Annotated in this window: 24 protein-coding genes and 2 pseudogenes; 8 read left to right on the plus strand and 18 right to left on the minus strand. The window is 67.9% G+C overall.

All coding sequences use genetic code 11. From position 1 onward, the window contains the following. Positions 1 to 62 precede the first annotated feature (62 nt). Positions 63 to 482, plus strand: a complete 420-nt coding sequence (locus ACN27D_RS28150) for a hypothetical protein (RefSeq protein WP_421500419.1) — start codon at positions 63 to 65, stop codon at positions 480 to 482. Between the two features lie 111 nt (positions 483 to 593). Here the strand turns inward: ACN27D_RS28150 and ACN27D_RS28155 are convergent, their stop codons facing one another. From ACN27D_RS28155 to ACN27D_RS28165, 3 genes are read right to left on the minus strand one after another with little or no spacing between them, the layout of a single operon-like run. Further along, positions 594 to 1,343: a hypothetical protein gene (locus ACN27D_RS28155; protein WP_421500420.1), complete on the minus strand. Its 750-nt coding sequence runs from the start codon at positions 1,341 to 1,343 to the stop codon at positions 594 to 596. Positions 1,344 to 1,361: 18 nt separating this feature from the next. After that, positions 1,362 to 1,679 carry a hypothetical protein gene (locus ACN27D_RS28160; protein WP_013477357.1) on the minus strand — a complete coding sequence of 106 codons (318 nt, stop codon included), beginning with the start codon at positions 1,677 to 1,679 and terminating at the stop codon, positions 1,362 to 1,364. After that, complete coding sequence (locus tag ACN27D_RS28165) at positions 1,676 to 2,332, minus strand: hypothetical protein (RefSeq protein ID WP_421500421.1); 657 nt, start codon at positions 2,330 to 2,332, stop codon at positions 1,676 to 1,678. The genes ACN27D_RS28160 and ACN27D_RS28165 overlap by 4 nt, the downstream gene beginning before the upstream one ends. Positions 2,333 to 2,491: 159 nt before the next feature. On the opposite strand from ACN27D_RS28165, the gene ACN27D_RS28170 reads away from it, so the two are divergent. Next, positions 2,492 to 2,833: a hypothetical protein gene (locus ACN27D_RS28170; protein ID WP_421501205.1), complete on the plus strand. Its 342-nt coding sequence runs from the start codon at positions 2,492 to 2,494 to the stop codon at positions 2,831 to 2,833. A 124-nt stretch (positions 2,834 to 2,957) separates the two neighbouring features. Here ACN27D_RS28170 and fxlM read toward each other — a convergent pair whose 3' ends face one another. The 8 genes and pseudogenes from fxlM to ACN27D_RS28210 all read right to left on the minus strand — a co-directional run bounded on the left by fxlM (position 2,958) and on the right by ACN27D_RS28210 (position 10,128). Next, positions 2,958 to 4,190, minus strand: a complete 1,233-nt coding sequence (fxlM, locus tag ACN27D_RS28175) for a methyltransferase, FxLD system (RefSeq protein ID WP_421500422.1) — start codon at positions 4,188 to 4,190, stop codon at positions 2,958 to 2,960. Positions 4,191 to 4,293: 103 nt separating this feature from the next. Beyond that, positions 4,294 to 5,115, minus strand: coding sequence for an aminoglycoside phosphotransferase (locus ACN27D_RS28180; RefSeq protein ID WP_421500423.1), 822 nt, complete (start codon positions 5,113 to 5,115; stop codon positions 4,294 to 4,296). A 12-nt stretch (positions 5,116 to 5,127) separates the two neighbouring features. Continuing rightward, a complete protein-coding gene (locus ACN27D_RS28185) occupies positions 5,128 to 5,259 on the minus strand; it encodes a hypothetical protein (protein ID WP_421500424.1) in 132 nt (43 codons plus the stop codon). 93 nt (positions 5,260 to 5,352) lie between these two features. Further along, positions 5,353 to 5,616: a hypothetical protein gene (locus ACN27D_RS28190; protein WP_421500425.1), complete on the minus strand. Its 264-nt coding sequence runs from the start codon at positions 5,614 to 5,616 to the stop codon at positions 5,353 to 5,355. Positions 5,617 to 5,765: 149 nt separating this feature from the next. Then, positions 5,766 to 6,098: a hypothetical protein gene (locus tag ACN27D_RS28195; protein WP_421501206.1), complete on the minus strand. Its 333-nt coding sequence runs from the start codon at positions 6,096 to 6,098 to the stop codon at positions 5,766 to 5,768. Positions 6,099 to 7,029: 931 nt separating this feature from the next. Continuing rightward, positions 7,030 to 7,703 (minus strand): annotated as a pseudogene (locus ACN27D_RS28200) (GOLPH3/VPS74 family protein). Further along, positions 7,700 to 8,716 (minus strand): acetamidase/formamidase family protein, encoded by a 1,017-nt coding sequence (locus ACN27D_RS28205; RefSeq protein WP_421500426.1) that lies wholly within the window; start codon positions 8,714 to 8,716, stop codon positions 7,700 to 7,702. Before ACN27D_RS28205 ends, ACN27D_RS28200 begins: the two are co-directional and overlap by 4 nt. 5 nt (positions 8,717 to 8,721) lie before the next feature. Further along, positions 8,722 to 10,128 (minus strand): APC family permease, encoded by a 1,407-nt coding sequence (locus ACN27D_RS28210; protein ID WP_421500427.1) that lies wholly within the window; start codon positions 10,126 to 10,128, stop codon positions 8,722 to 8,724. Between the two features lie 872 nt (positions 10,129 to 11,000). Here ACN27D_RS28210 and ACN27D_RS28215 point away from each other — a divergent pair. Further along, positions 11,001 to 12,284 (plus strand): S9 family peptidase, encoded by a 1,284-nt coding sequence (locus tag ACN27D_RS28215; protein ID WP_421500428.1) that lies wholly within the window; start codon positions 11,001 to 11,003, stop codon positions 12,282 to 12,284. 7 nt (positions 12,285 to 12,291) lie between these two features. Here ACN27D_RS28215 and ACN27D_RS28220 read toward each other — a convergent pair whose 3' ends face one another. From ACN27D_RS28220 to ACN27D_RS28230, 3 genes are all read right to left on the minus strand, one after another. Further along, complete coding sequence (locus tag ACN27D_RS28220; protein WP_421500429.1) at positions 12,292 to 13,677, minus strand: helix-turn-helix domain-containing protein; 1,386 nt, start codon at positions 13,675 to 13,677, stop codon at positions 12,292 to 12,294. 625 nt (positions 13,678 to 14,302) lie between these two features. Then, a complete protein-coding gene (locus tag ACN27D_RS28225) occupies positions 14,303 to 14,431 on the minus strand; it encodes a hypothetical protein (protein WP_334463822.1) in 129 nt (42 codons plus the stop codon). A gap of 156 nt (positions 14,432 to 14,587) precedes the next feature. Next, on the minus strand, positions 14,588 to 14,839 hold the full coding sequence (locus ACN27D_RS28230; protein WP_421500430.1) for a hypothetical protein: 252 nt from the start codon (positions 14,837 to 14,839) through the stop codon (positions 14,588 to 14,590). Positions 14,840 to 15,042: 203 nt separating this feature from the next. Here ACN27D_RS28230 and ACN27D_RS28235 point away from each other — a divergent pair, with 203 nt between their 5' ends. Next, entirely contained in the window at positions 15,043 to 15,447 is a 405-nt protein-coding gene (locus ACN27D_RS28235; protein WP_421500431.1) for a hypothetical protein, read from the plus strand. A gap of 313 nt (positions 15,448 to 15,760) precedes the next feature. Here ACN27D_RS28235 and ACN27D_RS28240 read toward each other — a convergent pair whose 3' ends face one another. After that, a complete protein-coding gene (locus ACN27D_RS28240; protein ID WP_421500432.1) occupies positions 15,761 to 16,705 on the minus strand; it encodes an endonuclease/exonuclease/phosphatase family protein in 945 nt (314 codons plus the stop codon). Between the two features lie 108 nt (positions 16,706 to 16,813). On the opposite strand from ACN27D_RS28240, the gene ACN27D_RS28245 reads away from it, so the two are divergent. From ACN27D_RS28245 to ACN27D_RS28255, 3 genes and pseudogenes are all read left to right on the plus strand, one after another. Next, positions 16,814 to 17,593, plus strand: a complete 780-nt coding sequence (locus tag ACN27D_RS28245; RefSeq protein ID WP_421498245.1) for a transposase family protein — start codon at positions 16,814 to 16,816, stop codon at positions 17,591 to 17,593. A 278-nt stretch (positions 17,594 to 17,871) separates the two neighbouring features. Continuing rightward, positions 17,872 to 18,546, plus strand: coding sequence for an HNH endonuclease family protein (locus ACN27D_RS28250; protein WP_421500433.1), 675 nt, complete (start codon positions 17,872 to 17,874; stop codon positions 18,544 to 18,546). Between the two features lie 268 nt (positions 18,547 to 18,814). After that, positions 18,815 to 19,633: pseudogene (locus ACN27D_RS28255) on the plus strand (IS5 family transposase). Positions 19,634 to 19,978: 345 nt separating this feature from the next. Here ACN27D_RS28255 and ACN27D_RS28260 read toward each other — a convergent pair. Then, positions 19,979 to 20,242 carry a hypothetical protein gene (locus tag ACN27D_RS28260; protein WP_357711477.1) on the minus strand — a complete coding sequence of 88 codons (264 nt, stop codon included), beginning with the start codon at positions 20,240 to 20,242 and terminating at the stop codon, positions 19,979 to 19,981. Positions 20,243 to 20,462: 220 nt separating this feature from the next. On the opposite strand from ACN27D_RS28260, the gene ACN27D_RS28265 reads away from it, so the two are divergent. Continuing rightward, positions 20,463 to 21,080, plus strand: a complete 618-nt coding sequence (locus tag ACN27D_RS28265; RefSeq protein WP_421500434.1) for a DNA-binding response regulator — start codon at positions 20,463 to 20,465, stop codon at positions 21,078 to 21,080. A 12-nt stretch (positions 21,081 to 21,092) separates the two neighbouring features. Here the strand turns inward: ACN27D_RS28265 and ACN27D_RS28270 are convergent, their stop codons facing one another. Continuing rightward, entirely contained in the window at positions 21,093 to 23,951 is a 2,859-nt protein-coding gene (locus ACN27D_RS28270) for a toll/interleukin-1 receptor domain-containing protein (protein ID WP_421500435.1), read from the minus strand. Continuing rightward, positions 23,948 to 24,433 (minus strand): hypothetical protein, encoded by a 486-nt coding sequence (locus ACN27D_RS28275; protein WP_357711452.1) that lies wholly within the window; start codon positions 24,431 to 24,433, stop codon positions 23,948 to 23,950. Before ACN27D_RS28275 ends, ACN27D_RS28270 begins: the two co-directional genes overlap by 4 nt. Between the last annotated feature and the right edge of the window lie 194 nt (positions 24,434 to 24,627).

Consider the following 24,627-nt stretch of genomic DNA (forward strand, 5'->3'; position numbering starts at 1 on the left):
CTGCAGAGCCGGCGTACACCGCGGATGGGTTGGACTTGTGCGCGAGGACGGATGTGAAGGTCGTGGCGGACCTGGCGCCCGAGGTGACGCGCGAAGATCCGCGGCCGCCGCTGGCTCGGCCCGGTGCCGCCTGCCTGTTCGAGATGCGGACTAAGGCCGGCTACCAGGCGAATCTTCGGGTCGAGGCGTCGACGCTCGCGACGGCGGACGAGGCGCGGCAGCTGTATCGCGGGACGCGGCGGGCTACGGGGATGACGCCCGCCGGAGCTGTGCCGGGCGTGGGGGAGGAGGCGGAGGCTTTCACCAAGCGGTCATCACCGGGGTTCAAGTACGCCGAGTACATGGTGCACGCGCGTACCGGCAACCTGGTGGTGAAGGTGTGGCTCGCCGTCGGCGGCGAGTCTTACGTTGCGAACTCGGTGTTGGCGGAGAAGTCGTTGGCGATCCTGCGGGCCACGCAGGCGGCGGTGCCGACGGCCTGAGAGGACTTGACTCGTCGCCCCGGGCCACTGCCTTTCCGATTTGGGGTGGGACACCCACGCTTGCCGGGTAGCGCACGCTGTGGCCTTTGGAGAGGGGTGCCTTGTGCTGGGTCAGTCCCGTACGGCTTGCGGCCATTGGCTTCCGGGTAGCTTCGAGTAGTCACCGACCTGGGTGGCGATGTCCCGGATGTTGCCCAGGGCGTCCATGAAGCGCTGCCCGACGGTGAGCAGGGTGTTGAGGCCGGCGGTGACGAGGTCACCGACCGATTTGGCGAGGGTGGAGATGGCCCAGGGGATGTCGATGACGGTTGCGGCCTCGGTGGCGGCCTGCGCCAACTTGCCGGCGAGTCCGGTGACGATCTTGGCCAGCTCGACGGCGTAGTCGACGTTCGAGCGGGCGATCTTGAAAAGCCATTGGCTGATGAACTCGGCCTTCAGCACCGACTCGTCGATCGCGGCTTTCTGCTTGGTGGCCTTGGCGTTGTAGGCGATCGCCGCGTCACCGCTCCACTTGGCGATGTTGTCGCTGCGCGGCTCGGTCGCGGTGAACGACAGGTCGGAGACGGGAGTCTTGACGTCGTTGACCCACCGGAAGCTGACGTTGATCAGCGACAGCACCGGCACCTGGCGTTCCAGCGCGTGGTCGACCTGGTCGAGCACCGTGTTCATAGCCCGGCGCGTGGCGTCGAGGTTCTGCTTGATCCACCACAGCCCGGCGGGGCCGAGAAGCCAGCTGTGCTCGTTGACGCGTTCCACGATGTCGTTGAAGGAGCCGACGGCTCGGTCGATGCTGGAGCGGATCTGGTCGAACGCCTTGTTGAACGGCTCACCGTACTCAAGGTCGCTGCTTGCGGGCTGCACCTGCACTGCCTTCCATCGTCATGCGCGGTAGATCTTGTCGAGGTCCAGGGAGACGACCTCGTCGGCCCGGTCGTACTCGTCAGCGATGCGCCGCAGCGCCGCGCCGATCTGATCGAACTCCGTGACGGCGCCGCTCAGGATCCGCACCATGAATGTGTGGAAGTCCCGGTAGGAGCCGGCGTGCAGGACGACGCTCGCGTCGCCGATGAAGAACGCGGACGGCTCAAGATGCAGCTGTTCGGCGGCTGTCTTGACCTCCGCGATGCTGTCGGACATCGCCAGCCACTTCTTGCCCTCGTCGCGCAGCGCGTCGGTGATGACTTCCAGGTCTTTCATGATCGCGCCTCCGTCTCGCCGGGGCGGGCGAGCTCGTAGGTCCGGAAGAGTGATCGAGCCTCGAGCCGGAGTTGTTCGGTGTCCATGCGGGCGACTCGCGCGGCGTCCGCGGTGATCGCCGTGATGCCCGTGCCGCGCAGGTGAAGCGTCAGGCATCCGTGTGGACTGGAGATCGTCCGTTGCTCGGGCTGCTCCGGTGCGTGGGTCAGCCGGGCGAGTTCGGCGTCGATGTGGTGCAGGGCGCCCCACGTGCGCTGCAGCCAGAGGGCTTGGTCGAGTTCGGGCTCCGTGCTGGTGGCCGGCGGCTGCGCTGGTTGTGTTGGAGGCTGGTCTCGCTGCAACTCCTCGAGTGCGGTGGTTTCGAGGAGGCTTCCCAGCGCGCGGGTGTACGCCTCGTAGACGGCATTCCCGATACGGGTCACGCCGGCCTGGCGTCGCCAGTCGCGGCTGATCGTCACGTCGTCCACCTGTCCGGACCTGGCGAGGACGAGGCGCACGGACGCTGTGCGGTCCTGACCGGAGTGAAGCCTCGGCGCGGACCGGGAAGCGAACTCGTCGACAGCGTGTGCGGCGTTCGTGCGCAGCGTCTCGTCGTCGCCGAGGAAATCGAGGTGTGCCATGGACAGCCGGACGTTGGCTCTGTCTCCGAACATCAGTCTCAGCCCCCGCGAGATGGCCAACGCATACGGTGATTTGCTCGTTACGGCGCAGGGGACACCGTACGGGAAATGCGAGAGCCTATGGGGGTGGCTTGCTCGGCTGGTGGTGAGGCAGGCTGCCGCGGAGGCCGAGGATTCGTTGCGGTGGAGGCGATGCTGACCGCAGGAGCGGCAGGGTGTGTGCCGGCGGCGGTAGGCGGGGAGGGCGCGGCAGTGGATGCTCGTATGCGGTGGAGGCTAGCCGTTCCGTTGATCGGTCTGAGCCTGCTGATGGTCGTTCCCGCTATCGTCGGTACCTGGGTGTTCTGGTTCGAGTTCGGGAACACGTATCGGGTGCTGAGTGTCGCCGTGTGTGTGCTATTGCTGGCTCAGTTGGGACTGGCTGCATCGATCGGTGTCTGGCCGACACGGGATGTGCCCTGGCTGCGGATGGCGATGATCGCGCTCGCGTTCGTGGTGGCCTGCGGAGTCGCGGCGGTCCGCAGGTCGCTTTGACCGGATACGGGTTGGGCTGCGGTGTGCTGCGGGGATAGCAATTGGGCGCTGCACCGTCATGGGCCGGCCTGCCGTCCTCTGTTTGCGACGGTGTTTCGCGCAGGCGTGGAGGGTTCGTTGCTGGTTATGCGGGCTGGCCGTTGCTGGTCCAGGTGATCGCGATGGTGGTGTGCGGGCGGGGGATCAGTAGCCGCAGGTGGTTGGTGGGGTGGGGTGCGGTGCCGGTGGGGTAGACGGCGATGCGCGGGCCGGGTAGGTGTCGGTGGTGACGGTCCCAGGCGCCGATGAGGTCGAGCATTCGGCCGGTGAGTGCGGCGGCGTGGGGTCCGTAGCCGTGGGTGCCGAACTGCCAGGTGGTGTCGTCGAGTTGGCGGGTGGCGAGGTAGGCGATGCTGTCGGCGGTGAGCAGGGCCGGGCAGGCCACCCAGTTCTGCGGTGCCAGGTCGGCGGCGCGCTGCCGGTCGACGGCGAGCAGACCGTGAGGGTGGGGTTGGCTGGCCAGCCACAGGTGCAGGGTGTCGAACGGGGTCGCCGGTGGGGTGGTGACCGGCGACCAGGCGTCGTGCCGCGGTCCGTCGAGGGCGGCGGGCAGCGCGTGGAGATCCAGGGCCTCGGTGACAGGGTCGTCGATGAATACGGTGACGTCGTAGCCGCGTAGGTGGTGTGGTGTGACGGGGTTTGCACCGGCGCCTTGCATTGGGACGAAGCCGCAGACGAGGGCATTGGTGGCAACGAGGTGTACGCCGTCGCGGATGAGGGTGAGGCATCGGGTGTGGCCTCGCATCCGAAGCGGGGCGACGAGGACGCCGTCGGGGGCGAGCTGGTCGGTCCAGGCGGGTGGGATGTCGCTGGTCTCGACGGTGACGATGATGGCGTCGTACGGGGCGGCCGCCGCCCATCCCTCGTCCGCGTCGGCGTGCACCGCCGCAACGTGCGGGTAGCCGGCGGTGTCGAGGGCGGTGCGGGCGTGGGCGATGACGGCGGGGTCGATGTCGATGCTGGTGACCGTGCCGTGCGGGCCTACGACCTCGGCGATGAGCGCGGCGTTGTAGCCGCCGGATCCGACCTCCAGCACCCGTGCGCCGGGCTGAAGGTGAGCGGCGTGCAATATGGCGGCTTGAAGCCACGGCGCGGAGATCGAACTGGTCGCCTTGCCGTCCGGGCCGCGGCGGGTGACCACCACGTCGTCGGCGTACGCGGCCTCGACACTGACTCCCGAGGGCGTGAACAGGTGCCGCGGGACCTGTCTGAATGCCGCTTCGACGGCCGGTGAGGTGATCGCACCGTCGGCGAGCAGCTTGTCGACCAGTCGAGCGCGAGCCGTCTTCGTGAGCTCGGTGTCGAGCGGATCGGCCATTGTTGGCTCCCTGCGGTTCGGGCGCTCAGCGCGCGTGTTCATCCCTGACTTTGTCGGGCCGAGATCCTGGGGCGTGGGGTGACCTTGTACAGCCTGTCGGTTGTCAAGACTGTCGGGCCCTCGGCCGTGGCTCACGGCCTTGAGCTACGCGCCCGTGGGCCCGGTGGATTGCCCACTCTCCGGTCCATTGGGCGAGGTCGTGTACCCAGCGCTCGGTGTTGTGTCGGGCCTTGGTCGCCCACTTCGCGGCGTTGGCCGAGGCGAAATGGTTGAGCACGTCAGCGCTTGTGGCGGTCCAGGCCGGGAATTGCCCGAGCCAGTCTTCGGCTTGGTCGGGGGTGTGGCCGCTGCCGATCAGCCATTGGACGAGTAGTGCGAGTTCGACCCAGGCAGCTGCTTTGGTGGCCCAGGCCCAGTCGACGATGCGCAGGCCGTGCGGGGTGGCGATCAGGTTGGTCGGGTTGAGGTCGGAGTGCACGAGTGTCCCGCCGTCCATCGCCGGGTGCGCGAACCCGAGCCGGCCGGCTGGGGTGAACCACCGATCGCCCGGCGCCGGCGTCTGCTGAAGGTCTTTCAGGGCGGCGGTGAGCAGGTCGAGATCGGGGCTGTCGGGGGTTAGGTCGGGGTGGGGGCCGGCGAGATGCTCGGTCCCTACCACCAGCCAGCCATCGGCCTCGAAGTGCCACCGCAGCGCTGGCGGGTACCGGTCGACGGCCTGGGTGACGGCCAGCTCGTAGCGCAGCGACTGGACGGCCCATTCGCCGTAGGCCGCTTTGACGAAGACCGGTCCGGACGGGCCGGTGATGGTCGAGGCGATCTGTGCGTGGTTGCCGTCGGGTGCCGGGGATGCCTCGAACGCTCCACCGACCTGTTCGGTGATCCTGGTGATCACGCTGCGGGGCAGGGCCGTCCAGTCGCTGCGCATCAGGTTCTCCTGTTACCGGCCGGGCTGTGGCGGGTTCGGCGGACAGCAGGACTCGGCCTCACCGTCCCAGAATTCCATGTCGATCTGGTAGCCGGTGTCGTGCAACGCCGCGAGGGTGTAGGTGATCGCGGTGCCGTCTCGCATGGCTTCGGTCAGGATCGGCCGGTGGTGCACGTAGTGGCCGGCGATCTGGTGGCAGGCGGCGGTGTAGGGCTCGCTGATCTGCAGTAGGGCGTGCTAGACGGCGTCGACCGGTCGGGTGGGCACGACCCGGTAGGACTCGCCGGTCGGCAGGAGCATCCCGAAGTTGGGCTTGCCGGCCTGGTCGGCGTGGGCCTTCAGGAAGACCAGGAATTGCCCGACGGCACGCTCGGCGTAGGTGTGGCTCACCTCCTGCCGGGCGGCGAAGTAGCGGGTCAGCTTGTCGAACACCTCGCCCGACACGAGCGTGCGCGGGTCCTGTGCGACGGTCGTGCCGGGTCTGTCTGCGGTGATGCTCAAGATTCCTCCTTGATCGCGAACGGGGATGAGCGCGTATCACGTCGCCTTCGGGGCGGTGATGCGAGCGTTTGTCGGGCGGTGATGTGAAGGTGACGTCGCGGCCGGTCGTCGCGGAGGTCCCCTCACCATGGGCAGGCTGCGGTGCTTGCTCACCGCTGCTCCAGGATCGATCTGCGGAAGGGGCCCCAGGCCACGAAGCGGTCGAACATCTCCTGCGGGCTCGGTCCGTCGTGTGGGTTGAGGTGGAACAGGTCGCGCATCGCCTCGAACATCAACCCGCTGAGGTAGATCGAGAGCGCGGGGAGCGCCGATTCGTTCTCCACTTTCAACAGCAGCCGGGCCTGCGGGCACGGCCACGGCTGACCGCATGCCCGGCATGCCCACGTCGGCCGCAGCGGGGTGTGAGGAGGAGTCGTCTCCGTTCTGTAGCGCGGCCGATCTGGCGTGGGTCCGGCGCCCGGCGTCTGCAGCTGCGACGACATCACCGACGGCTCCCAGGTGCTCGCACCTGCCATTCCTGGCGGGGTTGCTCGCTCGGGCCCGTTCGACGGCCAGAGCCGGCCCACGTTCGTAGATCCATGAGGAAGTACCTCTTTCCGTCGCCGCTGTCGGTTGGCGGTGGCGATGATGCGGTGGCCTGGTGCTGCAGTGGCTACGCGTCGCAGCTCCGGTGACCCCTGCTGCTGATCGCGCCTGAGACGGTGGAGGTTGGTGGCTGGCCGGTCAGGGTCCGACGGGGCGCCGGCGTGGGTGGTGTGGCCGCGTTCGAGGATGAGGACGTACGAGAACAGGCCCGCCCGGCGGCCGGTCAGCCGTCCGTGCGCGGCGAGGACCTCGCCGCTTTGCGGGTCGACCAGGAGCTGCGAGGTGGATCCGTCGGCGGTGACAGCGAACGTCAGGCCGGTGCTCTGGCCGCGGTCGGTGATGCCGGGGATGTCGGCGAGGACACGCAGGATCGTCGCCCGCGGGGCCTGGTTGAGGTAATGGCTGCTCGCGAGCGCGACGACGCCGCTGATGAGCAGCCGGGGATAGGCGAGGTCGGTGGCCCGTTCTCGGGGCGCTACCGCGCCGGCCAGCACGTCCGCGTCTTTCAGGAGTGCGTTGAGCAGATATGGGTGCAGGCCGCCGGGCAGGTGCTCGTTCGTTTTCTTCGGCGCCTCGCCGGGTGTGGTGTCGATGGGGTCGGCGAGGGCGGTGAGCCGCTGCCACGGGGTCAATCCTGGCCCGATGGCGCCGGGATGCGTGGTGGCGGATCGGCTGCCGGTGGCCGCTGGCGCAGTCGACGCGGGCCTCGGATGGCCGGGGGCGCTGGCGAAGCACTCGGCGAGCAGGGCGCTGCCGACCGGGTTCACCGCCAGGCGCCCGGGGGCAGCCGAGGGGAGCATCACGGTGTCGGGGGTTCCTTCCTCGTGATTAGCGGTAGGTGGCGGTAGCGAGGTCGCCGACGGCGGCGTCGACGGCGGTAGTGATGTCGCGCACGGGCCGGTGTGTTGGCCGGCGATGGCGCGCAGCTGGTTGGCGACGGTGGTGGTGTCGTCGTGGAGATAGAGGTGACCGGTGAGGTTGAGGGCGACGACGAGTCCGGCGAGGGCGGCGGTGTGGTTGTCGGGTTGTTCGCGGCCGTCGGCGAGGTAGCGCAGGCGAGCGCGCGCGATGACGGGCCACCGCTGATGGGTGGGTAGGTAGGTGTCGGCGCGGATCAGCCCGGCGAGTCGGCGGTGGCTGGTGTGGCGGAGGATTCCTGCGGCGTGCAGGCCGGCGCGGGTGCGTTCGTAGAGGTCGTCGGCGAATCCGCGCAGCCAGTGGCGCAGCGGTGGGGCGGGCCGGGTGTGGCGCAGGCTGGTGAGGGCGGCATCGGTGATGAGGTCGCCGACGGGCCGGTCGATGTGCAGCCGAACCCGCTGCTCCCCAACCTGGCCGTGGCCGTCGAGGACGGTGCGGCCGGTGAGGACGAGGTCGATGAGGACGGCGCCGGCGAGACCGACGGCGAGGGCTTGGCGGTGGATGTGGGGTTGGCCGGTGTCGTCGTTGTGGGCGAGCAGGTACAGCTCGTCGCGCAGCGGCAGCCCGGGCACCGGCGCGGTCATGGCCGCCCCTGGGTGAGGTCACGGAGCCGGGCATGGGCGTCTGCGTAGGCGGGCTGCGGCTGGGGGAGGTGGGCCTTGCCGATGGCGGCCAGGATTGTGTAGTTGGGGTCGCAGACGTTGCCGATCGGCGCCCGTCCGGCTTGGGAGATGAGCTGGTAGGCGTCAAGGGTGTCCAGCCCGCACAGGTCGGCGGTCCAGCCGGTGAGGTCCTGGTGGGCGATGCGGTAGGCGTCCTCGAGTGGTCGGGCACAGCCGACGGACATGATCGCGGCGTCGGTTTCCAGCCGCGGCCAGGCGGTGGGAAGGCCGCCCTTGATGACCTCGACGGCGAGGGTGGTGACGGTCGCGATCTCCACCGCGACCCCGCACGCTTCACCCTCGCCCTGGCGGGCGTGTCCGTCACCGAGCGCGAGGAGCGCACCGTGGACGTTGACCCCGAGGTAGAGGGTGGTGCCGGCGCGCAGTTCGGGTGTGTCGAGGTTCCCGCCGTAGTAGTCCGGAACGATCGTGGCGCGGGTCTCCATCGCGGCGGGGGCTACACCGATCGTGCCGATCATCGGATCCAACGGCAGCTCAACCCTGTGGTCGCTCGTGGTGGCGCAGTACCACACGGTTCCGGCGGTGGGATCGATGTGGTAGACCCAGACGCGTTCGTCGAGGGGTGGTTGGAGGGTCGCGGTGTGCCCGGTTGAGGTCAGCGCCCCGAAGTACGGGAACGTCGCGGACACCCCCCAGTCGTGGGCCGGGACGATCGAGGCGATGTGGACGGCGAGGGTGTCGCCGGGTTCGGCGTCCTCGACGAAGAACGGCCCCGACACCGGATTCAGGTACGGCATCGCGCACACCTGCGACGGCAGGTCCGCCGGCCCTCGTACCCGGCCGCCGAAGCAGTCCTCGGTGTGCACGGTGAAAACGTCACCGGAGCGCACATGCGCCACCGGGATCCGCCCGCCGAAGGTGTAGGCCAACTCGTCGCGCGCCGGCCGGTAGGTGAAGTGACTTCCGGAAGACATCGTGGTCACACCCGCTCCAGGTCACGAGCGGACCGCTGCACTGGCGCCAGGCCGGACAGCGACGGGCGGCGGCCGGACAGGTAGAGGCCGGCGAGCACGACCATGCCGAGGGCGAGCCAGGCCAGGCCGAGGCGCTGCGCGGCGATGTTCGCGTTGACCACCACATAGGCCAGGATCGCGAACCCGATACCGGGCATGACCAGGTGCGCCCACCAGTTGCCGCTGCGCCGCCGGATGAGGTGGTGCACGACGACGGAGACGTGCAGGACGAGGAACGCGACCATCGCCCCGAAGTTGATCAGTGATGACAGCAGGGTGATCCCGTCGGCGCGGGTGGCCATGTACAGGCCCAGGGCGAGGGACACGACGCCGGTGAGCAGGGTCGCGTTGATCGGCACGTTCCGGCGGAGCGACACCTTCGCCAAGAAGCTCGGGAGCTGCCGGTCGCGGGCCATCGCGTACAACAGCCGGGACGTCGCGACCTGCGCGACCATCGAGTTCGGCAACCCCCACGCGATGGCCGTCGCCACCGCGCACAGCGTCGCCAGCCAGCCGCCGCCGGCAACTGCGGCGGCATCGTAGAAGGCGGTGCCGTTCGGGTCACCCTGCGCCAGGAGCACGCCGGGGTCGGGGACGAGCATCGCGGCAAGCCACGTCTGGGCGATGAACAACACCCCGGCCAGGATCAGGACGGCGGCCATCGCCCGGCCGATCTGCCGAGAGCCGCCCCTGGTCTCCTCGGCCAGCATGTTGATGCCGTCGAAACCCAGAAAGCTGAGCACGGCGATCGACACCGCCCCCGCGACCACGGCCCAGGTGAACGTGTCGGAGTTGTAGAACGCGTCCCAGCTGAACCGGCCCCTACCTGATGCGAGAGCCCAGCAGGCGACGGCCAGAAAGACCGCCAGGACGATCAGCTCGCCGACGAGCATCACCCGAGTGACCATCGCGGTCATGCGGATGCCGACCGAGTTGACGATCGTGTTGACCGCGACGAACCCCAGCAGCCACAACCACACCGGCACCGCCGGCACGGTGGCGTGCATCGCCACCGACGCCACCAGATACAGCAGGCCCGGTACGAGGACGTAGTCGAGCAGGATCACCCAGCCGGCCAGGAAACCGACCGGTGCGCTGATGCCCCGGCCGGCGTAGTTGTAGACGCTGCCCGACATGGGGAACGCCTTCACCATCTGCGCGTACGAGAACGCGGTGAAAACGAGGGCCACCACACCGACCGCGTACGCCAGGGCAACCATCCCGCCGGAGCCGGCGTACACGCTGCCGAAGATCGCCATCGGCGCGATCGGCACCATATACACCAAGCCATACGCGACCAGGTCCCGGAACCGGAGGCGACGCGCCAACTCCTGCGTGTAGCCGTAGCGCGCCAATTCATCCTGTGGCTGCATTAGACCCTTCCATCAAAGTCGTAATCGGGGCCGGAAGATCAATCACCGTGCCACCCGTGAAAGGCTTATCGCTCCGAATGGTGGCTCGCGCTGAATGGCTTGGTCGATACCGGAGATGCGGACAAGGATTGTTGTCCGCATCGACGCTGCCTCGAGAGCCGACACGAGAGGGCGGGCACGTTACAGGGACGCCTCCAGCGGCAGGGACACACCGCTCGGGCGTAGAGTCGGTCGTCTGAGCACTCGCGGCACCTGCAGGACCGAGACCAGCCGCTGGCCTGGCCGACGTCCGGACGACCGGTTGAGGAACCTGCCGTCGCCCGGCCCGCTGGATGGTCGTTCGAGGAGGACATGTGAGGGTGGCGCACAGGACCGCCGAACTATCGGTCGACGACGCCGTCCGCGCCTCGGTTAGCTACGACCAGCTACGTACCGGTGAAGATGGCCTTTATTGGCTTGAGACCCGCCCCGGAGCGGACCGAGGTACTACGGTGACACGCTGGCGGGCAAGCGATGGCAAGCGTGACGTCAGTCCGAAAAACCTCGATGTCGCCAGCGAAGTGCATGCGTACGGAGGCGGATCGTTCGCTGTTGCCGCGGGGACGTTGTGGTGCGTCGCTAGAGACGGCCTGTACCGAAGCCGCCCTTATAGCAATGAACCCGAATTAGTCAGCCACGGATGCTTCGGCGACTTAACAATCGGTGACGGCGAGTTGCTGGCTGTACGGGAGTCGGAGCAGAGTGACCAGCTCGTCGCTGTGTCGTTCACTTGCGCCTCGCAGATGCGGACTCTCGTCTCGTCCCCAGGGTTCCTCGGTGCTCCTCGGCCAGGCCCAGGTCGGTTGGCTTGGACCGCTTGGAGTGAGCGCGACATGCCATGGGATGCCTGCGAGGTGTGGACCGCCTCCTACTCACCGCAAGGTGAGGTCGAGAACCCTGTGAAGCTGGCCGGCGGTCCAGAGGAATCCGCGGTGGAGCCGCAGTGGGGGCCCGACGGAGCGTTGTACTTCGTGTCGGACCGTAGCGGCTGGTGGAACCTCTATCGATGGAACGGCCTTGAGGTAGAGGCTGTGGCGTCGATCGCAGGTGAGTGCGCTGCAGAGCCGTGGGAGTTGGGCTACACGTCGTATGGGTTCCTCGACCAGGGTCGGATTGTCGCGGCGGTGCAGGAAGGGCCGCGACACCGTCTTGTCGTAATCGAGCCCGACGGCACTGTCCGCCCGGTCGACCTTCCTTACACGTCGATCAAGCCCTACCTGGCCGTTCGAGGGACGACAGTGGCGTTGATCGGATCGTCGCCGACCGCAGCCCCGCAGGTCGCTCTCGTGGACCTGGCGGGCGCTGACCCCCGGGCGGAGGTACTTGCCAGACCGGAGCACGCGGGACTCGACCGTACGCGAGTATCGACGCCGACGGAGCTGCGCGTTCGAGTGGCCAGTGGGCGAGAGGTGCTTGGCCTGGTGTATCCGCCGACGGGCTCGGCGGCGGACTGGCGGGCGCCGGTGATCGTGCGGGCGCATCCTGGGCCGACCGCGTCCTGCCTGCTGCGCCTGGACTGGCAGGTGCAGTTCTTCACCAGTCGCGGGTTCGCCGTCGTTGATGTCGACTACCTGGGCAGCACCGGGTATGGCCGGCTATTCCGGGAATCGCTTTACGGCCGGTGGGGCCTGGACGATGTCGGCGACTGCGCGGCGGTGGCGGTTCACCTGCTGTCGAGGGGGCGGGCGGTGCCGGGGCAGGTGTTCATCCGTGGTGCCAGCGCCGGCGGCTACACCGCGTTGCACGCGGTGGCCCAGGACGGCCCGTTCGCCGCTGCCACGGCCGTGTCGGCGATCGTGGATCCTGACCGGTGGGCGCAGACGGTGCCCCGGTTCCAGCGGGCGCACGCGATGCGGCTGCGAGGTGGTGCTGGCCGGGTCCGTGCCGCTGCTGTCCAACGGCCGGTGCTGCTTATTCATGGCACCGCCGACGAGGTGGCCGTGGTCGAGGATGTCCGCGAACTCGCCGGCGAGTTGACGTCTCTCGGCATGGCACCTGAGGTGTTGCTTCTTGCCGATGTCGGCCACTATGTGGCGTCGTCCCGTCGAGCGGGCGCGGCGCTGGAGGCGGAGCTGGGTCACTACCGCTCGGTGATGGCGGATGCGGCCAACGACTAACGGGGGGCTACACGGCCGCCAGCGGTAGTCGGTGACGCACGTACTCGCCGAACTCGCGGACCTCCGGCTCGCACCGGTAGGGCTCGAGGTCGGCCTGCACCTCGACCATGCGCTGCAGGCAACGGTGTGAGGTGGTTCGTGCGGCGTGGTCGACTGCCTCGCGTGCGGTGGCGCAGGCTTCGTCGATGCGGCCGGCGGCGGCCAGCGACGAGGCCAGGAGCGCGGTGTCGATGGCGAGTCGCCGGACGTGGGTGGGGCTCAGGGCGGTGAGGGCGTCGCCCAGGTGCCGTTGGGTGTGCTGCGGTCGGCCCAGGTCGTGGAAGCAATGGGCGATCTCGTCGGCGAGGTACGCCGCATCGAAGTACCCGATCCACGCCGGCTCGTCCTCGGGCTTGGCACGGGCCAGGTGCCTTTCCGCGACGTCGAGGTGGGCCAGGCAGTCGCCTTCGCGTCCAAGGCGGGCGTGGGTGCGCGCTACCACCGCGTGCAGCGCGGCTGCCACGGCGGGCGTCGCCTGGGTCTCGCTTCCTCTCACCGCCATCAGCGCCATCCGGCGTGCCGGCTCGGGATGGCCGCAGTGCAGCGCGAGATGGCCGATGTTCACGGCGAGCAGGTAGCTGCCGTACGGGCGGTCGTCGGCGGCTTCCGTCAGACGTAGGGCGCGGAGGTAGCGGCGCTGGGCGAGGCCATGGGCACCGGTGTCGACTGCCTGGTACCCGCAGAGCTCGAAGAATCCCGCCGCGAGCGTGTAGAGGTGCCGGCCGACAGCCTCGGAGGTGGGAGTGTTCGCCAACAGCCGGTTCAGTTCGCCTTCGACGTACCGCTGCACCTGCGCGTGGACTCGTCCGGCGCCGTGGGTGTGGTCCAACTGCCGGAACATCGCCAGAGCGGTCTCCGCCGCATGAAGATCCTCTTCGTCAACCTGGTCAGGCGATCCGGGTCGTCCGACCACGGGCGGCCGAGGGTCCGCCGCAGCGTCCAGCCAGTCAAGGGCGGCGCGATCGAGGACACCGGGCTGGAAGGGAACACGGACGACCATGCCCGCCACCCCGGGCTTCTCCTTCAATTGGGCGGGCAGCAGGGTGTCTGCGTTGCCAGAACCGCTCGGGAAAGTTGTCCGCATGTTCTCCCTGTTGCGACTTTCCTCGAGAAGAGGTAGCAGGCGGGTCAAGGCCCCTCCGGCTTCCAACGCCCTGTCGCAGGCCTCGACGAATTCCCGGGATGGAAAGCGGTCCGCTGTCTCGATCCGACGCACCAGGTCGGCGCTGAAGCGGATCATCGCGCCGAGTCGCGCCTGGGAGAGGTTGGCCCGCTCCCGCAGCCGACGCAGCTCGGCACCGAAGAAGTGGCGCTCGGACAGGGACGGCTGGAGCATCCGCGGGGTCTGGCCCATAGCACCGCCTCCTCGGGACTGTGCGCACCACTATGGCGATGATCAGCGTGACTATCGCGCACATAGGGTCACTCGATGTTCAGCGCGGCGCAACTACGAACACCGAGATGTGTAGGTACGGGAGACGCTCACCGGTGGCGCACATGCGGACAGCTGCTTCGTCCGCATGCTCGGCATTCACTCCACCGACTCGACGGGCGATTGTGGAGACGTGCCGTTGGCTGCTCGTCAGATCCGCCACCGATTTAGCACGGGAGGCTGCAGCGCAGCAGGAGTCCGCTCCGCGCCGCGATCTTGGTACAACGGCTGCGCCCCGGCCTTCCCGTCGCACGAACGATCACGCCCGTGGGCATCTGGGCGCTAACCCGGGCATCTATGACCGTCAGTAGGACGCGAGCGGGTCCGCCGGGTGGCTGCCGGGCTGCGATCTTCGATCGGCACCGCATCGACTTGAGATACCCGTGTGACTTGGCGAGTCCAGCGGCTTGACGCTCTGTTGAGCCCGAGAAGAGCGCTACGGCGGGCCACCCGATCGGGAGGTCCTGATGGAGGGGGGGTCCGCAAGCGGCCCGGCCCCGGCCTGCTGGCGACCTCCGGCAGGCGTCGGCCGGCCGGCCAGGGACGATCAGTTGTTCCACAGCCAGTTCGCGAACAACCCGCCACAGCACAGGAGCGGCATGAGGAGCACTGCCATGAGGACGACAACGTGCCCCGCCACTTGCAGCCGATCGCTCAGTGGGTCGTCCTGGTTCACGACGGGAGTATGTCGGAGCGTCCAGGATCATGAAGACCTCGGGGCTCCGCCCCGAACCCCCGGCCCTCCTCAGGGATGCCGCTCCAAACTGACAGTGCGGACTGCGATGATCGCGCCGTGGGTGGTGGCGATGACAGCAGCGAGGACTGGCGTGAACTACGCACGCAGTTGCACGTAGGCCAACGCCTGACCGGTCGCGTGTTTTAAGTTCCAAGTCCCGGCGTAATTGGGGTCGGTGTTGACCTCGGTCTTGCCGTGAAGGGCTTCGTGGATGTCCTGATGCTGCCCTACGACGCGGCGCAGTGGCCGACGCTCGACACCGTTACGGAGTTCGAGATCATCGATATAGCTGAGCGGCGGCCTCAGATCCGTCTGCGTCCCGTCGAGCCGAGCTACCGAGCGGATCATCCATAGGCGGGCGGTCCGCATCCAGTCCGCAAGAGGTCGACGGACAGGGGGAGTAGTGCGAGATGCCGAAAAGTGTTTCCGCTGCTAGACAGCCATGTGCCAGGCCGACGGAATGGGCGATTTGATCTCATAATCCACAGGTTGGCCAGCGTCAGCCTGCTGGCATCTACCGCTGCATCGGGCATGGCGGGCAGACTGCCGGCATGAGTTACGACTTGGCGGTCTGGGAGGGCGAGCTGCCGATTGACGACGGCGCTGCGGGTGAGGCCTACGACCAGCTCTACGCCCTGTACATGGAGGATGAGGAACTTCTGCCGACCCCGCGTATCCGTGCCTACGTCTTGGCGCTGCTTGAGCGGTGGGTCGATATGTCTGATGACGAGCACGATGTGAGCCCGTGGTCTGCTGGTCCTTTGATGGACGAGGCGTCGGGTCCTTTCGTCTACTTCACCATGCGGTACAGCATGTGCGAGGAGGTGTCGGCCGAGGCGGCTCGTATGGCGGCAGACCATGGGCTGGTCTGTTACGACCCGCAGTGGGAACGCCTTCGCCCGACGGCCGACGAGCGAAGCATCGCGTGCCCCTCGCGTGCCCGATCGAGTGGGTGAGGACGGTCAACGGCGGTCAGCTCCTGGACGTGGCGGCAAGCGTGGCGGCGCAAGTCCTTCCAGGTCATGCCGTGCGGCTTCCGCCTGCGTCCACACTTCTAAACCGGCGTGGCCGGTTCGTATTCTGCGGGGGCACCTCGAAGATCAGCTAACGGCCGGTCACGTGCCCTGGGAGACGAGAGGCCGCAGAGTCAGTCGTGTCTTCTGGACGCCCTCGCCCAACGAACGTTGCCATTTATCGCGTCGCCACCGCCGCCGAGCTCGACGACATCTTGGCGCAGCGTCGGTCGCTGCGTTTCCCCGGCCGCCCGTCTTACCCGTGGAATCGGGCGACGACGGGGGCGTGGTCTGGTACGACGGCGTTCTCTCGGCTGCGGGTGGAGGCGCCGATGGAGGTGATGTCGTCGACGAGGGAGTCGATGTTGGTCAGCTGGAGTTGGAGGTCGCGGGTTGCCAGGATGTGGTCGATGAGTTCGCCGTTGCCTTGGTAGATGCGGGAGTATGCGCGGGTTGGGGGGAGGCGTCGTCCGAGGTTGTACAGCCGGACGGCGTCGCCTTTGTCGGGGCGGTTGACGTCTCCGTCGGCTGGGCCTTCGAGCAGGACGGTGGTGATGGCGTCGGGGCCGTCGTTGAGGTCGCCGCAGAGGATGGTCGGCATGCCTGGTTGCCCGTTCGTGGCGGCTGCGGCGAGGGCCTCGTTGAGGTGTACGCGCAGGGCGACGGCTTCGGCGGTGCGCCGCAGGAGGGCGTAGCCGGCGCCGCGGGCGCGTTCGTCTTCGTTGAGGGGGTAGCGTCGCCCGCCCGGGTAGGTGAGCAGTTTGCTTTTCAGGTGCGCGGTCAGCAGGCGCAGCCCGGCGCCGCCGCAGTCGACGTGTACTTGAAGTGCTCCGCGTCCCATGTGGGTGAGGGTGTCGCCGTCGACGTCGGGGACCGCGGGCAATCCGGAGGGCGGCAGCGCGAGGATCTGCGCTTCCTCGGTGAGGGGATGGCGGGCGAGAACGGCGACGCGGATGCCGCGGCTGTCCGGGTGGGAGGACACGACGGCCTGCCAGGGCTCCCCGAGGGCAGCTTGCAGGTCCTGTGCGGCCCGGAGGCTGCCGATCTCTTGAAGGGCGACGACGTCGGCGCCGGTGCCGGCGATCAGACCGGCGAGGTAGGTGAGCTTCGCGGTGTAGGTGTCGGGCGCCGACGTGTCGGTGTCGTCGGGTGGGAACAGGTTCTCGACGTTCCATGTCATGACGATCAGGTTGTTGGCCACCGTCGCTCCCGGAATTGCAGGTGTCGTGCCAGCCTGAGAGTCGCACTCTAAGGGATGTCTCGTAACCCTGGTGTCTGTCTGTTGAGGACGATCGGGCAGGATGCCTGGGTGCAGGTGATCACCGCGGCCCACTCTGAGTGGATCTTTCCGTTCACCGGGTTGCAGCCCGCCCAGTTCCGCAGGCTGGTCCGGCTGGTCGCCGAGCGTGGCGGTGACGGCATCGCTGACGGCCGGCCGGGTCGGCAGTGGGCCCTGGACCTGGCCGATCGGGTGCTGCTGGTGGCCACCTACTGGCGGACGAACTTGACGATGCGGCAGGTCGGCCCGCTGTTCGGGGTGTCGCACTCGGCTGCGCATCGGGTCATCGACACTCTCGCGCCGCTGCTGGCCCTGGCGCCGGTGCGTAAACGGCCGGTCGAGCAGATCGCGATCGTCGACGGGACTCTGATCCCCACCCGCGATCACCGGCTGGCCGCCCGGAGTAAGAACTACCGGTACTCGACGAACCTGCAGGTCGCTATCGACGCCAGCACCCGTCTGGTCATCGCCGTCGGCGACCCGCAGCCGGGCAACCGCAACGACACGATCGTCTACCGCACCTCGGGCATCGCCGAGAAGCTGGACGGGCGGCCGGTGATGGCTGACGGCGGCTACCGCGGTAACCCGGAGGTGATCATGCCGTACCGCAAGCCCGCCGACGGCAGCACTCTGCCGGACTGGAAAGAAGCCCTCAACATCGAACACCGCACCGTTCGAGCAGGGGTCGAACACGCCCTGGCCAGGATGAAGTGCTTCAAGATCCTGCGCGACTACCGCCGCGCCGCCCACACATTGGCCGACGCCGCTTCCGGCATCGCCAACCTCCACAACATCATCCTCGCCGGCTGACCACCAGCCCGGTGCCGGGCAACGCCTTCAACCAGTTACGAGACGTCCCTTAGGACGTCGGATCGTCGCTGATCGCCGGTTCGTCGCCATCTCGACAGGCGCGATCGGCGGCGGGGCAGCGGACCGGCGTGTGCTCCCCCCGGGGCCGGTGGTGCGGACAGGGAATGGCTGTGATCAGTGTTCGCGGGAGCCTTCCCCACTCTTCACAGTGGTGACTGTCGATGGACATGATGGGGTGAGATGGTCGCTGTCCACGACGGATGCCCGAGGAGGCACTCATGCGACTCACCCGACGACTCACCACATCTGCGTTGGCACGGCGTGCCCTGACCGGCGCAGCGGCCGTGATGGTCGCCAGCGCCGGCCTGGCCGCCGTCGACGCCTCGGTGGCTTCGGCGACACCTCCCGGCATTCCGTCCAAGGCGAGCGCCCAGTCGCAGCTCAACGCTCTGACGGTAAAGAGCGAGGGGTCGACGAGTGGGTACTCCCGGGATCTGTTCCCGCACTGGATCACCATCAGCGGTGCCTGCAATACCCGCGAGACGGTCCTCAAGCGCGACGGCACGTCCGTGGTCACCGACAGCAGCTGCGCGGCGACCTCGGGCCGCTGGTACAGCCCGTACGACGGCGCAACATGGTCCGCCGCCTCCGATGTCGACATTGATCACGTCGTGCCCCTGGCTGAGGCGTGGCGCTCGGGCGCCAGCGGTTGGACCACCAGCCGGCGGCAGAGCTTCGCCAATGACCTGACCCGCCCGCAGTTGATCGCCGTGACCGACAACGTGAACCAGGCCAAGGGTGACCAGGACCCGTCGACGTGGCAGCCGCCTCTGTCGTCGTACCGCTGCACCTACAGCAAGATGTGGATCACCGTGAAGTACAACTGGGGGCTGAGCCTGCAGTCGTCGGAGAAGTCCGCCCTGCAAAGCATGCTGAACACCTGCAGCTCCTGAGGGGCAGCGTGCGGCTTCGCCTCAACTCGGCGCACCGGTGACTGTAGGCCGGGTAAGCGATTGCACCACGCGCCTGATGGGAGGCGACGTGGTTGAGGGCATGCCGGCAAACTGAGCCTGCCCTCGACCACCGCAACGGCTCCGGTGATCTCGCTCCGGACCGCCCTGCGTCACCGGATTTCACAGGGGCTGCAGAGAGCTACCGCCGCTGCCTCTAGGACGCGTCCTGCCGATCCTGTAGTGGTTGATCGTTGACGATGTGCCGGTGGTGCGTCGCGGTGAGTTGACCGATGAGGCGTGGGCGGTGATCGGGCCGCTGTTGTCGGGGCCTGGCGGGTCGCGAGGACGATGGAGGGATCACCGGCAGGTCATCAACGGGATCTTGTGGAAGCGCACGGGTGCTCCGTGGCGTGACTTGCCGGAACGGTATGGGCCGTGGAAGACCTGCCACGAGCGGCTGCGCCGGTGGACCGCGGACGGGACGTGGGATCGGATCCTGGCAGCGGCGCAGGTCCATGACGACGGCTCACCGGTGCAGTGGACGATCAGCGTTGACTCGTCGATCGTGCGGGCGCATCAGCATGCCGCTGGCGCCCGCAAAAAGGGGGCTCTCCGACAAGTGAGGCGACACCTGGTGCGCAGGATGGCGGGGCCATCGGCCGATCACGAGGCGGGCTGAGCACGAAGATCCACCTCGCGGTCGACGGACGCGGACGCCCGTTGCCGATCACTACTGGACGCGATCCGGGTCAACGAGCCTGGACCAGGGCGGCCCCGCAAACGCCCCGATGCGCTGATCGCCGACAAAGGCTACGCGCACGACTCGACGCGCCGGGCGCTGCGGCAACGCGGGATCCGACACGTTATCCCAGAACGATCAGACCAGGTCGCTCGCCGGGCCGCCAAGGGCAGCACCGGCCGGCGACCACCGGCCTTCGATCGAGCGGTCTACAAGAATCGCAACGTCGTGGAACGTTGCTTTAACCGACTCAAGCAGTGGCGTGACCTGGCCACCCGCTACGCCAAACGGGCGTCGCTCTACCGCGCCAGCCTCGTCCTGACCGCCGCCATCATCTGGCTTCGATGATCGGATCCGGTCGCCGCCCGGATCCGGAGGGCTGTGCAAGGAAACGTGGGGGGACTTCGCGCATCGATGCTCGATCTGTTGGGCGCAGGCTCTCAGACGAACGAGGCGGCGACGGTGTTCTCCGACGGCACGCTGGTCGGCACAAACTGGGAAGAGGTCCTCACCCTCAACGAACGGTACTCCTGACCGGCGCCGGTGGCAGACGGCCCTGCTCGCGCCGCACAGGCTGGCCGGTACGCGGTCGAATGAGGGCTCGCCGACGGCGATCTCCGTGGTGCTGGCCCTGCTGGACAAGGCCGCCGTGGGCTACCTCGGTGAGGCTCGGCATGGCCAGCGACGAGCGGTTCACTTCACGGGAGGCGACTGTCGTAAGACGGCCTCTACCTGCTGGGTCGTGACACTCAGGCCATACCGGCGCTTGACCGCCCGCCTTATATCTTGCGGCGGCCTGTTCCGGTCTTCGTGGTAGACCTCAAAAATCCGCTTCTGAGCTTCCTCGGCGAGCTCCACCGGAGGATCGGAGCGGGCGCGTCGCGGGTCGAGCCGTGCCTCGTCGTCGAACCAGAGCCGCCGATACGGGTCGTCTCCGCGTTCATCGTCAAAGACCATGGCCGCCCCCTAAGGTCGTCTCAATCGACGCTAGGCATCGCCCCCTTGGCAGGTCCACGACGTGAATGCGAGCGGAAACCTGACCGGCAAGCGGCCGGATGATGTCTTTCTCCCGGCCGTTTGAGTGGATCGCCGCCGCGTCGCGTAGAGCGGACAGGGTGCTGTGAGACCCTGGTTCGACGAGCGAGCGACAAGCACGTGAAGGGGTTCTGACGACGACGTGGTCTGGATAGCCGTCGCGGATCCCCTGCCGCTGTTCCGGGCGGGGGTGGCGGCCACCCTGACTGCGGAGGGCCATCAGGTAGTGGCACCCTCGGACCTCGCCAGTTGGGTCCGGGCTCGGGACGGGTGCATCGTCGTCATCACGTTGGCGGCCGGACCGGATTGGTTGCTGCTCTCCGACATCGCTGGGATTGGCAGTGACGCTTTCATCGTGGCGCTGCTTCCGGAGCAGGACGGTGTCTTGGGCTCGCAGGCGGTGCGAGCCGGTGCCCACTCGGTGCTCGGGCGGGATGCGCCGCCAGCAGGGTTGCAGCGGATAATCCAAGCTGCGGCCGCTGGTCTGGCTCAGCTTCCGGTCAACGTGGTCCGCGAGTTGCGGGTCACACCGGCGTTGACCGCTTCTCCACAGCGCCCGACCGCGCGTCAGCTCTCGTGGCTACGCGCGCTCGCGGCCGGTGGCACAGTTGCCCGACTCGCTGAGCTGGAAGGCTACTCGGAGCGCGCGATGTACCGCATGCTCCAGCGCCTCTACGCTCAGATCGGGGTCAAGACGCGAACCGAGGCATTGATTCGTGCCCAGACGCTCGGCTGGTTGGTCGCCGATGGCCGCGAGTAGCCCGTGTGGTTGCTAGGCATCGAGCGCCTGTAGTGCTCGGTCGAGCGTTCTCGGCCGAGCACATTCGGCGAGGCAGGTGAGCAGGGTCCGCAAGCGGGCGGTGAGTTGAGCCGGGGTCCGCCGCGTTGCTGCCTGGTCGTTATCGCATGTGGGGTGCGCGTACCGGCTCAGTGAGCGAACGGCGTGCTCGAGCGGTTCATCGGTGCAGACGTGGCGGCCGCAGAGTGCGAGGCCCAGGAATCCCTCGGCGGCGAAGTCGCGTGGGTCTTGCCGGATCCGATCTGCGGCCTCGTCCCTTAGCAGGCCGAAGTCCTCGCGTGCCGAGAAGCGATCGCCTGCGCGCAGGGCGGTCAGCGCGCGCAGGGCCAGGATCAGCAGGTTGCGCCCGCCCGGGCGGTCCCGGGCCGCCAGCACCGCCCAGTGTCGGGCTTCGCTCGGCGTGCCGGACTGCAGCGAGGCGAACGCGAGTGTGGTTCGTGCACGCTGGAGCAGGATCGGGTCACCAACTCGCCGGGCAATGACTTCCGCCTCCGTCGCGCGGGCCGCCGCCGCCTCGATGTCCCCCTCGGCGAGCAGCTGGTCACCGAGTTGGTCGAGGTACGCCGCGCGGGCCCGGTCGCCGGCCTTTTCCTCCGCTACGGCTGCTAGATGCTGTCGGGCCCGCGGGTCGCCCTCCATGGCATACCAGCGTGCCAGGCGCAGGTTCAGCCGGAACCGGGTGTCAACGCCGGCGTGCGCCAACGCTCGGTGTAGGTGGTCGAACGCTGCGTCGAGCTCGCCCCACCGGCGGTGACAGTTGGCGATACCTTCCAGGGCAAGGACCTGCTCCGCAGGGTCATGCCGCGTTTCGGCGATCGCCAGCGCCTGTCGGTACTGAGCGAGGGCGTCCTTCGTGCGTCCCACACGCATAAGCGCCGTGCCCAGGTTGACGTGCGTCGCCCAGTTCAACTCCTCGGACGGAATCGAGGCCGCCAGCGTTTTGGCCCGCAGCAGGATCATCAAGGCCTCGCGGTACAGGCCGTTATCCAGGTAGATTTCCCCGATGGCCGTGTCGTTGACGAACTCCAGGAAATCCCGGGGGAGCCGGCCGCGGAGCCGCAGGCGCTGCTGGAGCAACAGAGGGCTGCGATTCCACCGGACGAGATGCCGGTCGATCTCGTCGATGCGCCCGGCGGCGTCCTCGTACTCCTCGGCAGTGATCAGCGCATTGATCGCCGCGATGGGGTGGTCGAACTCGTCGGTGCTGCGGGGGCGCTCCGGACGCTGCCGCCAAAGCACGTCCGCGGCCGTGGTCAGCAGGGTCCAGCGGCCCCGGCGTGGCACGTCCAGGGTGTCGTCGTCCTCGAGCGGCATCCATCGCAATATGCGCTGCCGGTCCGGATCCTGGAGGTAGAAAAGGCCTGCCGCGGTGCTGATGGCATTGCGCGAGACCAGCCAGCGCAGGATATTGCTCAGCCGCCGTGGCTCGAGCGTGATCGTCGCGGCTTCAACGATCATGTGCCGGATCGTCGCTTCGTCAACCGGCGTCCCGAGCGCGGCCAGCGCCTCCAAGACGATCCTGGCATGGCCATCGAGGGCGGCAATGAACTCGTCGAAGACGTACTCCGCCGTGCCGGATGGATCGATCGCCTCAAGTTCGGCAACCACTTCATGAATGGTGTCGAAGCCGCGAGAGGCACGGGCGTAGACGAACTCGGCGAGCCGCGGGCGCCCGTGCAACAGCCGGCACGCGTCGGCGATGACCGTGTCCGGCGTGGTCGGCGGCACCAGATCCGACCGTCGGTCGAGGTCCTGCAACAGCCGGCCGAAGCTCTCCGGATCGAGGCCGTTGTCGACGCGAACGTGCCGAGCGGTGAGCAGCCAGTTGCTGCGGTGCCGCGGCCGCGGCAGGTCCCGGGTAACCACCAAGACTTTGAGGCGATGGCTTGGCATCCGGGAGATCCTCTCAAGCAGTTCCTCAAGGTCGAGGTCGTGCACACCGGTGCCGTGACGGTCGACGAGGTTCTCGAAGGAATCGATGGCGAGAATGGCGTCCGTGTCGCTAGCCAGGTCGAGGAGTTCGTCGATGTCGGGAGCAGGGTTGTCGCTGGCGGAGCCGTCCTGCTCGCGGGCTCGGGCCGGATTCGTGATGACGGACTCCAAGATCGCGGCGCCGAGCATCCTGCCAGGCCGAGCCACGTGGTAATGGATCGTCGGACCGTCCATGCCTTCGAGCTCCGCCAATTCGCTGCGGACGATCGCGGACTTGCCGATGCCCTCAGGCCCCGACACGACGATGATGCCGACGTCGTCGCGGGCGAGGAATCCGCGCAGGTCTTGGCGGGGCCGTTCGTGGCCATGTATCTGGATCGGCCAGGGATCGCCGCGCGTCTCGCCGGCCTGCCACGTCGACGACGCGGGCGTGCCTCCCCGCCCACGCAGCTTCCGGTCCTGTGCCCGGTGCAGGCGGTAGCTTTTCAGTTGGTCCTGCACCTCGGGGCTCTGCCACTGTCGAACGCGCTCGTGGAGCGTGGCCAGTCCGAGTTCCCGGCCCTGACTGAAGTCGATGCTGCTGTACCGGTCGGTGTACTCGTACGGCGGCGTGTCGGCCTCTATGTCGAGGACCGCGATCAATAAGGCGTAGTGATCGGCGACCTCCACCTCGAAGCGGCAGTACGGCGAGCTAAGGCTGAACCGCGACCGGACGAAGAGCAGGATGTCGCAGCCGCGGATGAGTACCGGCAGGCTCTCCCGCCACGGCGGTCCGAGCGCGAGGTTCTTACGGTCGATGAGCGGATCGAGGGCTGAATCGTCTCCCTTGAGCTTGTCGTAGAGCCAAGATGCGAATCGCCGATCGTCCGGTACGTGCGAGTAGCTGATGAACGCTCTCATTGCGTTGTCGTCCCCGGGTTCATCGGGGCGAGCTCGTCCGCGTCGGGAATCTTGAGCTGGTGGCGTACGGCGCGGTAGAAGGCGAACAGGCTGTCGAGGGTCCGGCTGCGATGCCGAGCGGCGTCCGCGGGTTTCGTGGACGCCGTCATACGCAGGCCGTGCGTGGATGCCACGATGCCGCGGGCCGCCGCCTGTACATCGAGCCCGCCGAGGATACGGACCTCCGCCATGTGTACCTGAAGCATGCGGTGCTCCGCTTCAAGGGCATCCTCGTTGCCGGTCGGCTCCTCGGCCAGATCGATGATGCGCCGGGTGCAGGCAGCGAATTCAGCACATACCTTCTGCAGGTCCTGGTCCCAGCGGGTACGCAGAGCGGATGCGATCCGGATCCGCTCCAGCAGCAGCGTCGGAAAGACGCCGATGACCGCGCCAGCGAGGACTGGGAGCAGGAGCAGCAGCAGTTGCGCCCAGGTGACACCCATGCCAACCTCCGGAACGAAGGACCACCGACGGCGCCGCTAATGAGCGACTCTTCCCGATGGCGTGGATCGATGCAACGGCGCCAGCTGAGTCTGACGCGAATTTGACAGACCCGGTTACCGAAGTTGCTCGCGTAAGAAGGGGCACCGGTATCGACTCGGCTCACCTGGTCTGGCCAGCCCTGAACGCGGTGCTG

Source organism: Micromonospora sp. WMMD1274, from assembly GCF_049179035.1.
Classification (GTDB): domain Bacteria; phylum Actinomycetota; class Actinomycetes; order Mycobacteriales; family Micromonosporaceae; genus Micromonospora; species Micromonospora tulbaghiae.

Bases quoted from the DNA above. Each gene is read 5' to 3' on its own strand.
- ACN27D_RS28160 (WP_013477357.1), bottom strand. From the start codon at position 1,679: ATGAAAGACCTGGAAGTCATCACCGACGCGCTGCGCGACGAGGGCAAG.
- fxlM (WP_421500422.1), bottom strand. From the start codon at position 4,190: ATGGCCGATCCGCTCGACACCGAGCTCACGAAGACGGCTCGCGCTCGA.
- ACN27D_RS28180 (WP_421500423.1), bottom strand. From the start codon at position 5,115: ATGCGCAGCGACTGGACGGCCCTGCCCCGCAGCGTGATCACCAGGATC.
- ACN27D_RS28205 (WP_421500426.1), bottom strand. From the start codon at position 8,716: ATGTCTTCCGGAAGTCACTTCACCTACCGGCCGGCGCGCGACGAGTTG.
- ACN27D_RS28235 (WP_421500431.1), top strand. From the start codon at position 15,043: ATGAGTTACGACTTGGCGGTCTGGGAGGGCGAGCTGCCGATTGACGAC.
- ACN27D_RS28230 (WP_421500430.1), bottom strand. From the start codon at position 14,839: ATGATCCGCTCGGTAGCTCGGCTCGACGGGACGCAGACGGATCTGAGG.
- ACN27D_RS28170 (WP_421501205.1), top strand. From the start codon at position 2,492: ATGCTGACCGCAGGAGCGGCAGGGTGTGTGCCGGCGGCGGTAGGCGGG.
- ACN27D_RS28195 (WP_421501206.1), bottom strand. From the start codon at position 6,098: ATGTCGTCGCAGCTGCAGACGCCGGGCGCCGGACCCACGCCAGATCGG.
- ACN27D_RS28260 (WP_357711477.1), bottom strand. From the start codon at position 20,242: ATGGTCTTTGACGATGAACGCGGAGACGACCCGTATCGGCGGCTCTGG.
- ACN27D_RS28210 (WP_421500427.1), bottom strand. From the start codon at position 10,128: ATGCAGCCACAGGATGAATTGGCGCGCTACGGCTACACGCAGGAGTTG.
- ACN27D_RS28275 (WP_357711452.1), bottom strand. From the start codon at position 24,433: ATGGGTGTCACCTGGGCGCAACTGCTGCTGCTCCTGCTCCCAGTCCTC.
- ACN27D_RS28185 (WP_421500424.1), bottom strand. From the start codon at position 5,259: ATGCGAGACGGCACCGCGATCACCTACACCCTCGCGGCGTTGCACGAC.
- ACN27D_RS28250 (WP_421500433.1), top strand. From the start codon at position 17,872: ATGCGACTCACCCGACGACTCACCACATCTGCGTTGGCACGGCGTGCC.
- ACN27D_RS28215 (WP_421500428.1), top strand. From the start codon at position 11,001: ATGCCATGGGATGCCTGCGAGGTGTGGACCGCCTCCTACTCACCGCAA.
- ACN27D_RS28165 (WP_421500421.1), bottom strand. From the start codon at position 2,332: ATGTTCGGAGACAGAGCCAACGTCCGGCTGTCCATGGCACACCTCGAT.
- ACN27D_RS28270 (WP_421500435.1), bottom strand. From the start codon at position 23,951: ATGAGAGCGTTCATCAGCTACTCGCACGTACCGGACGATCGGCGATTC.
- ACN27D_RS28220 (WP_421500429.1), bottom strand. From the start codon at position 13,677: ATGGGCCAGACCCCGCGGATGCTCCAGCCGTCCCTGTCCGAGCGCCAC.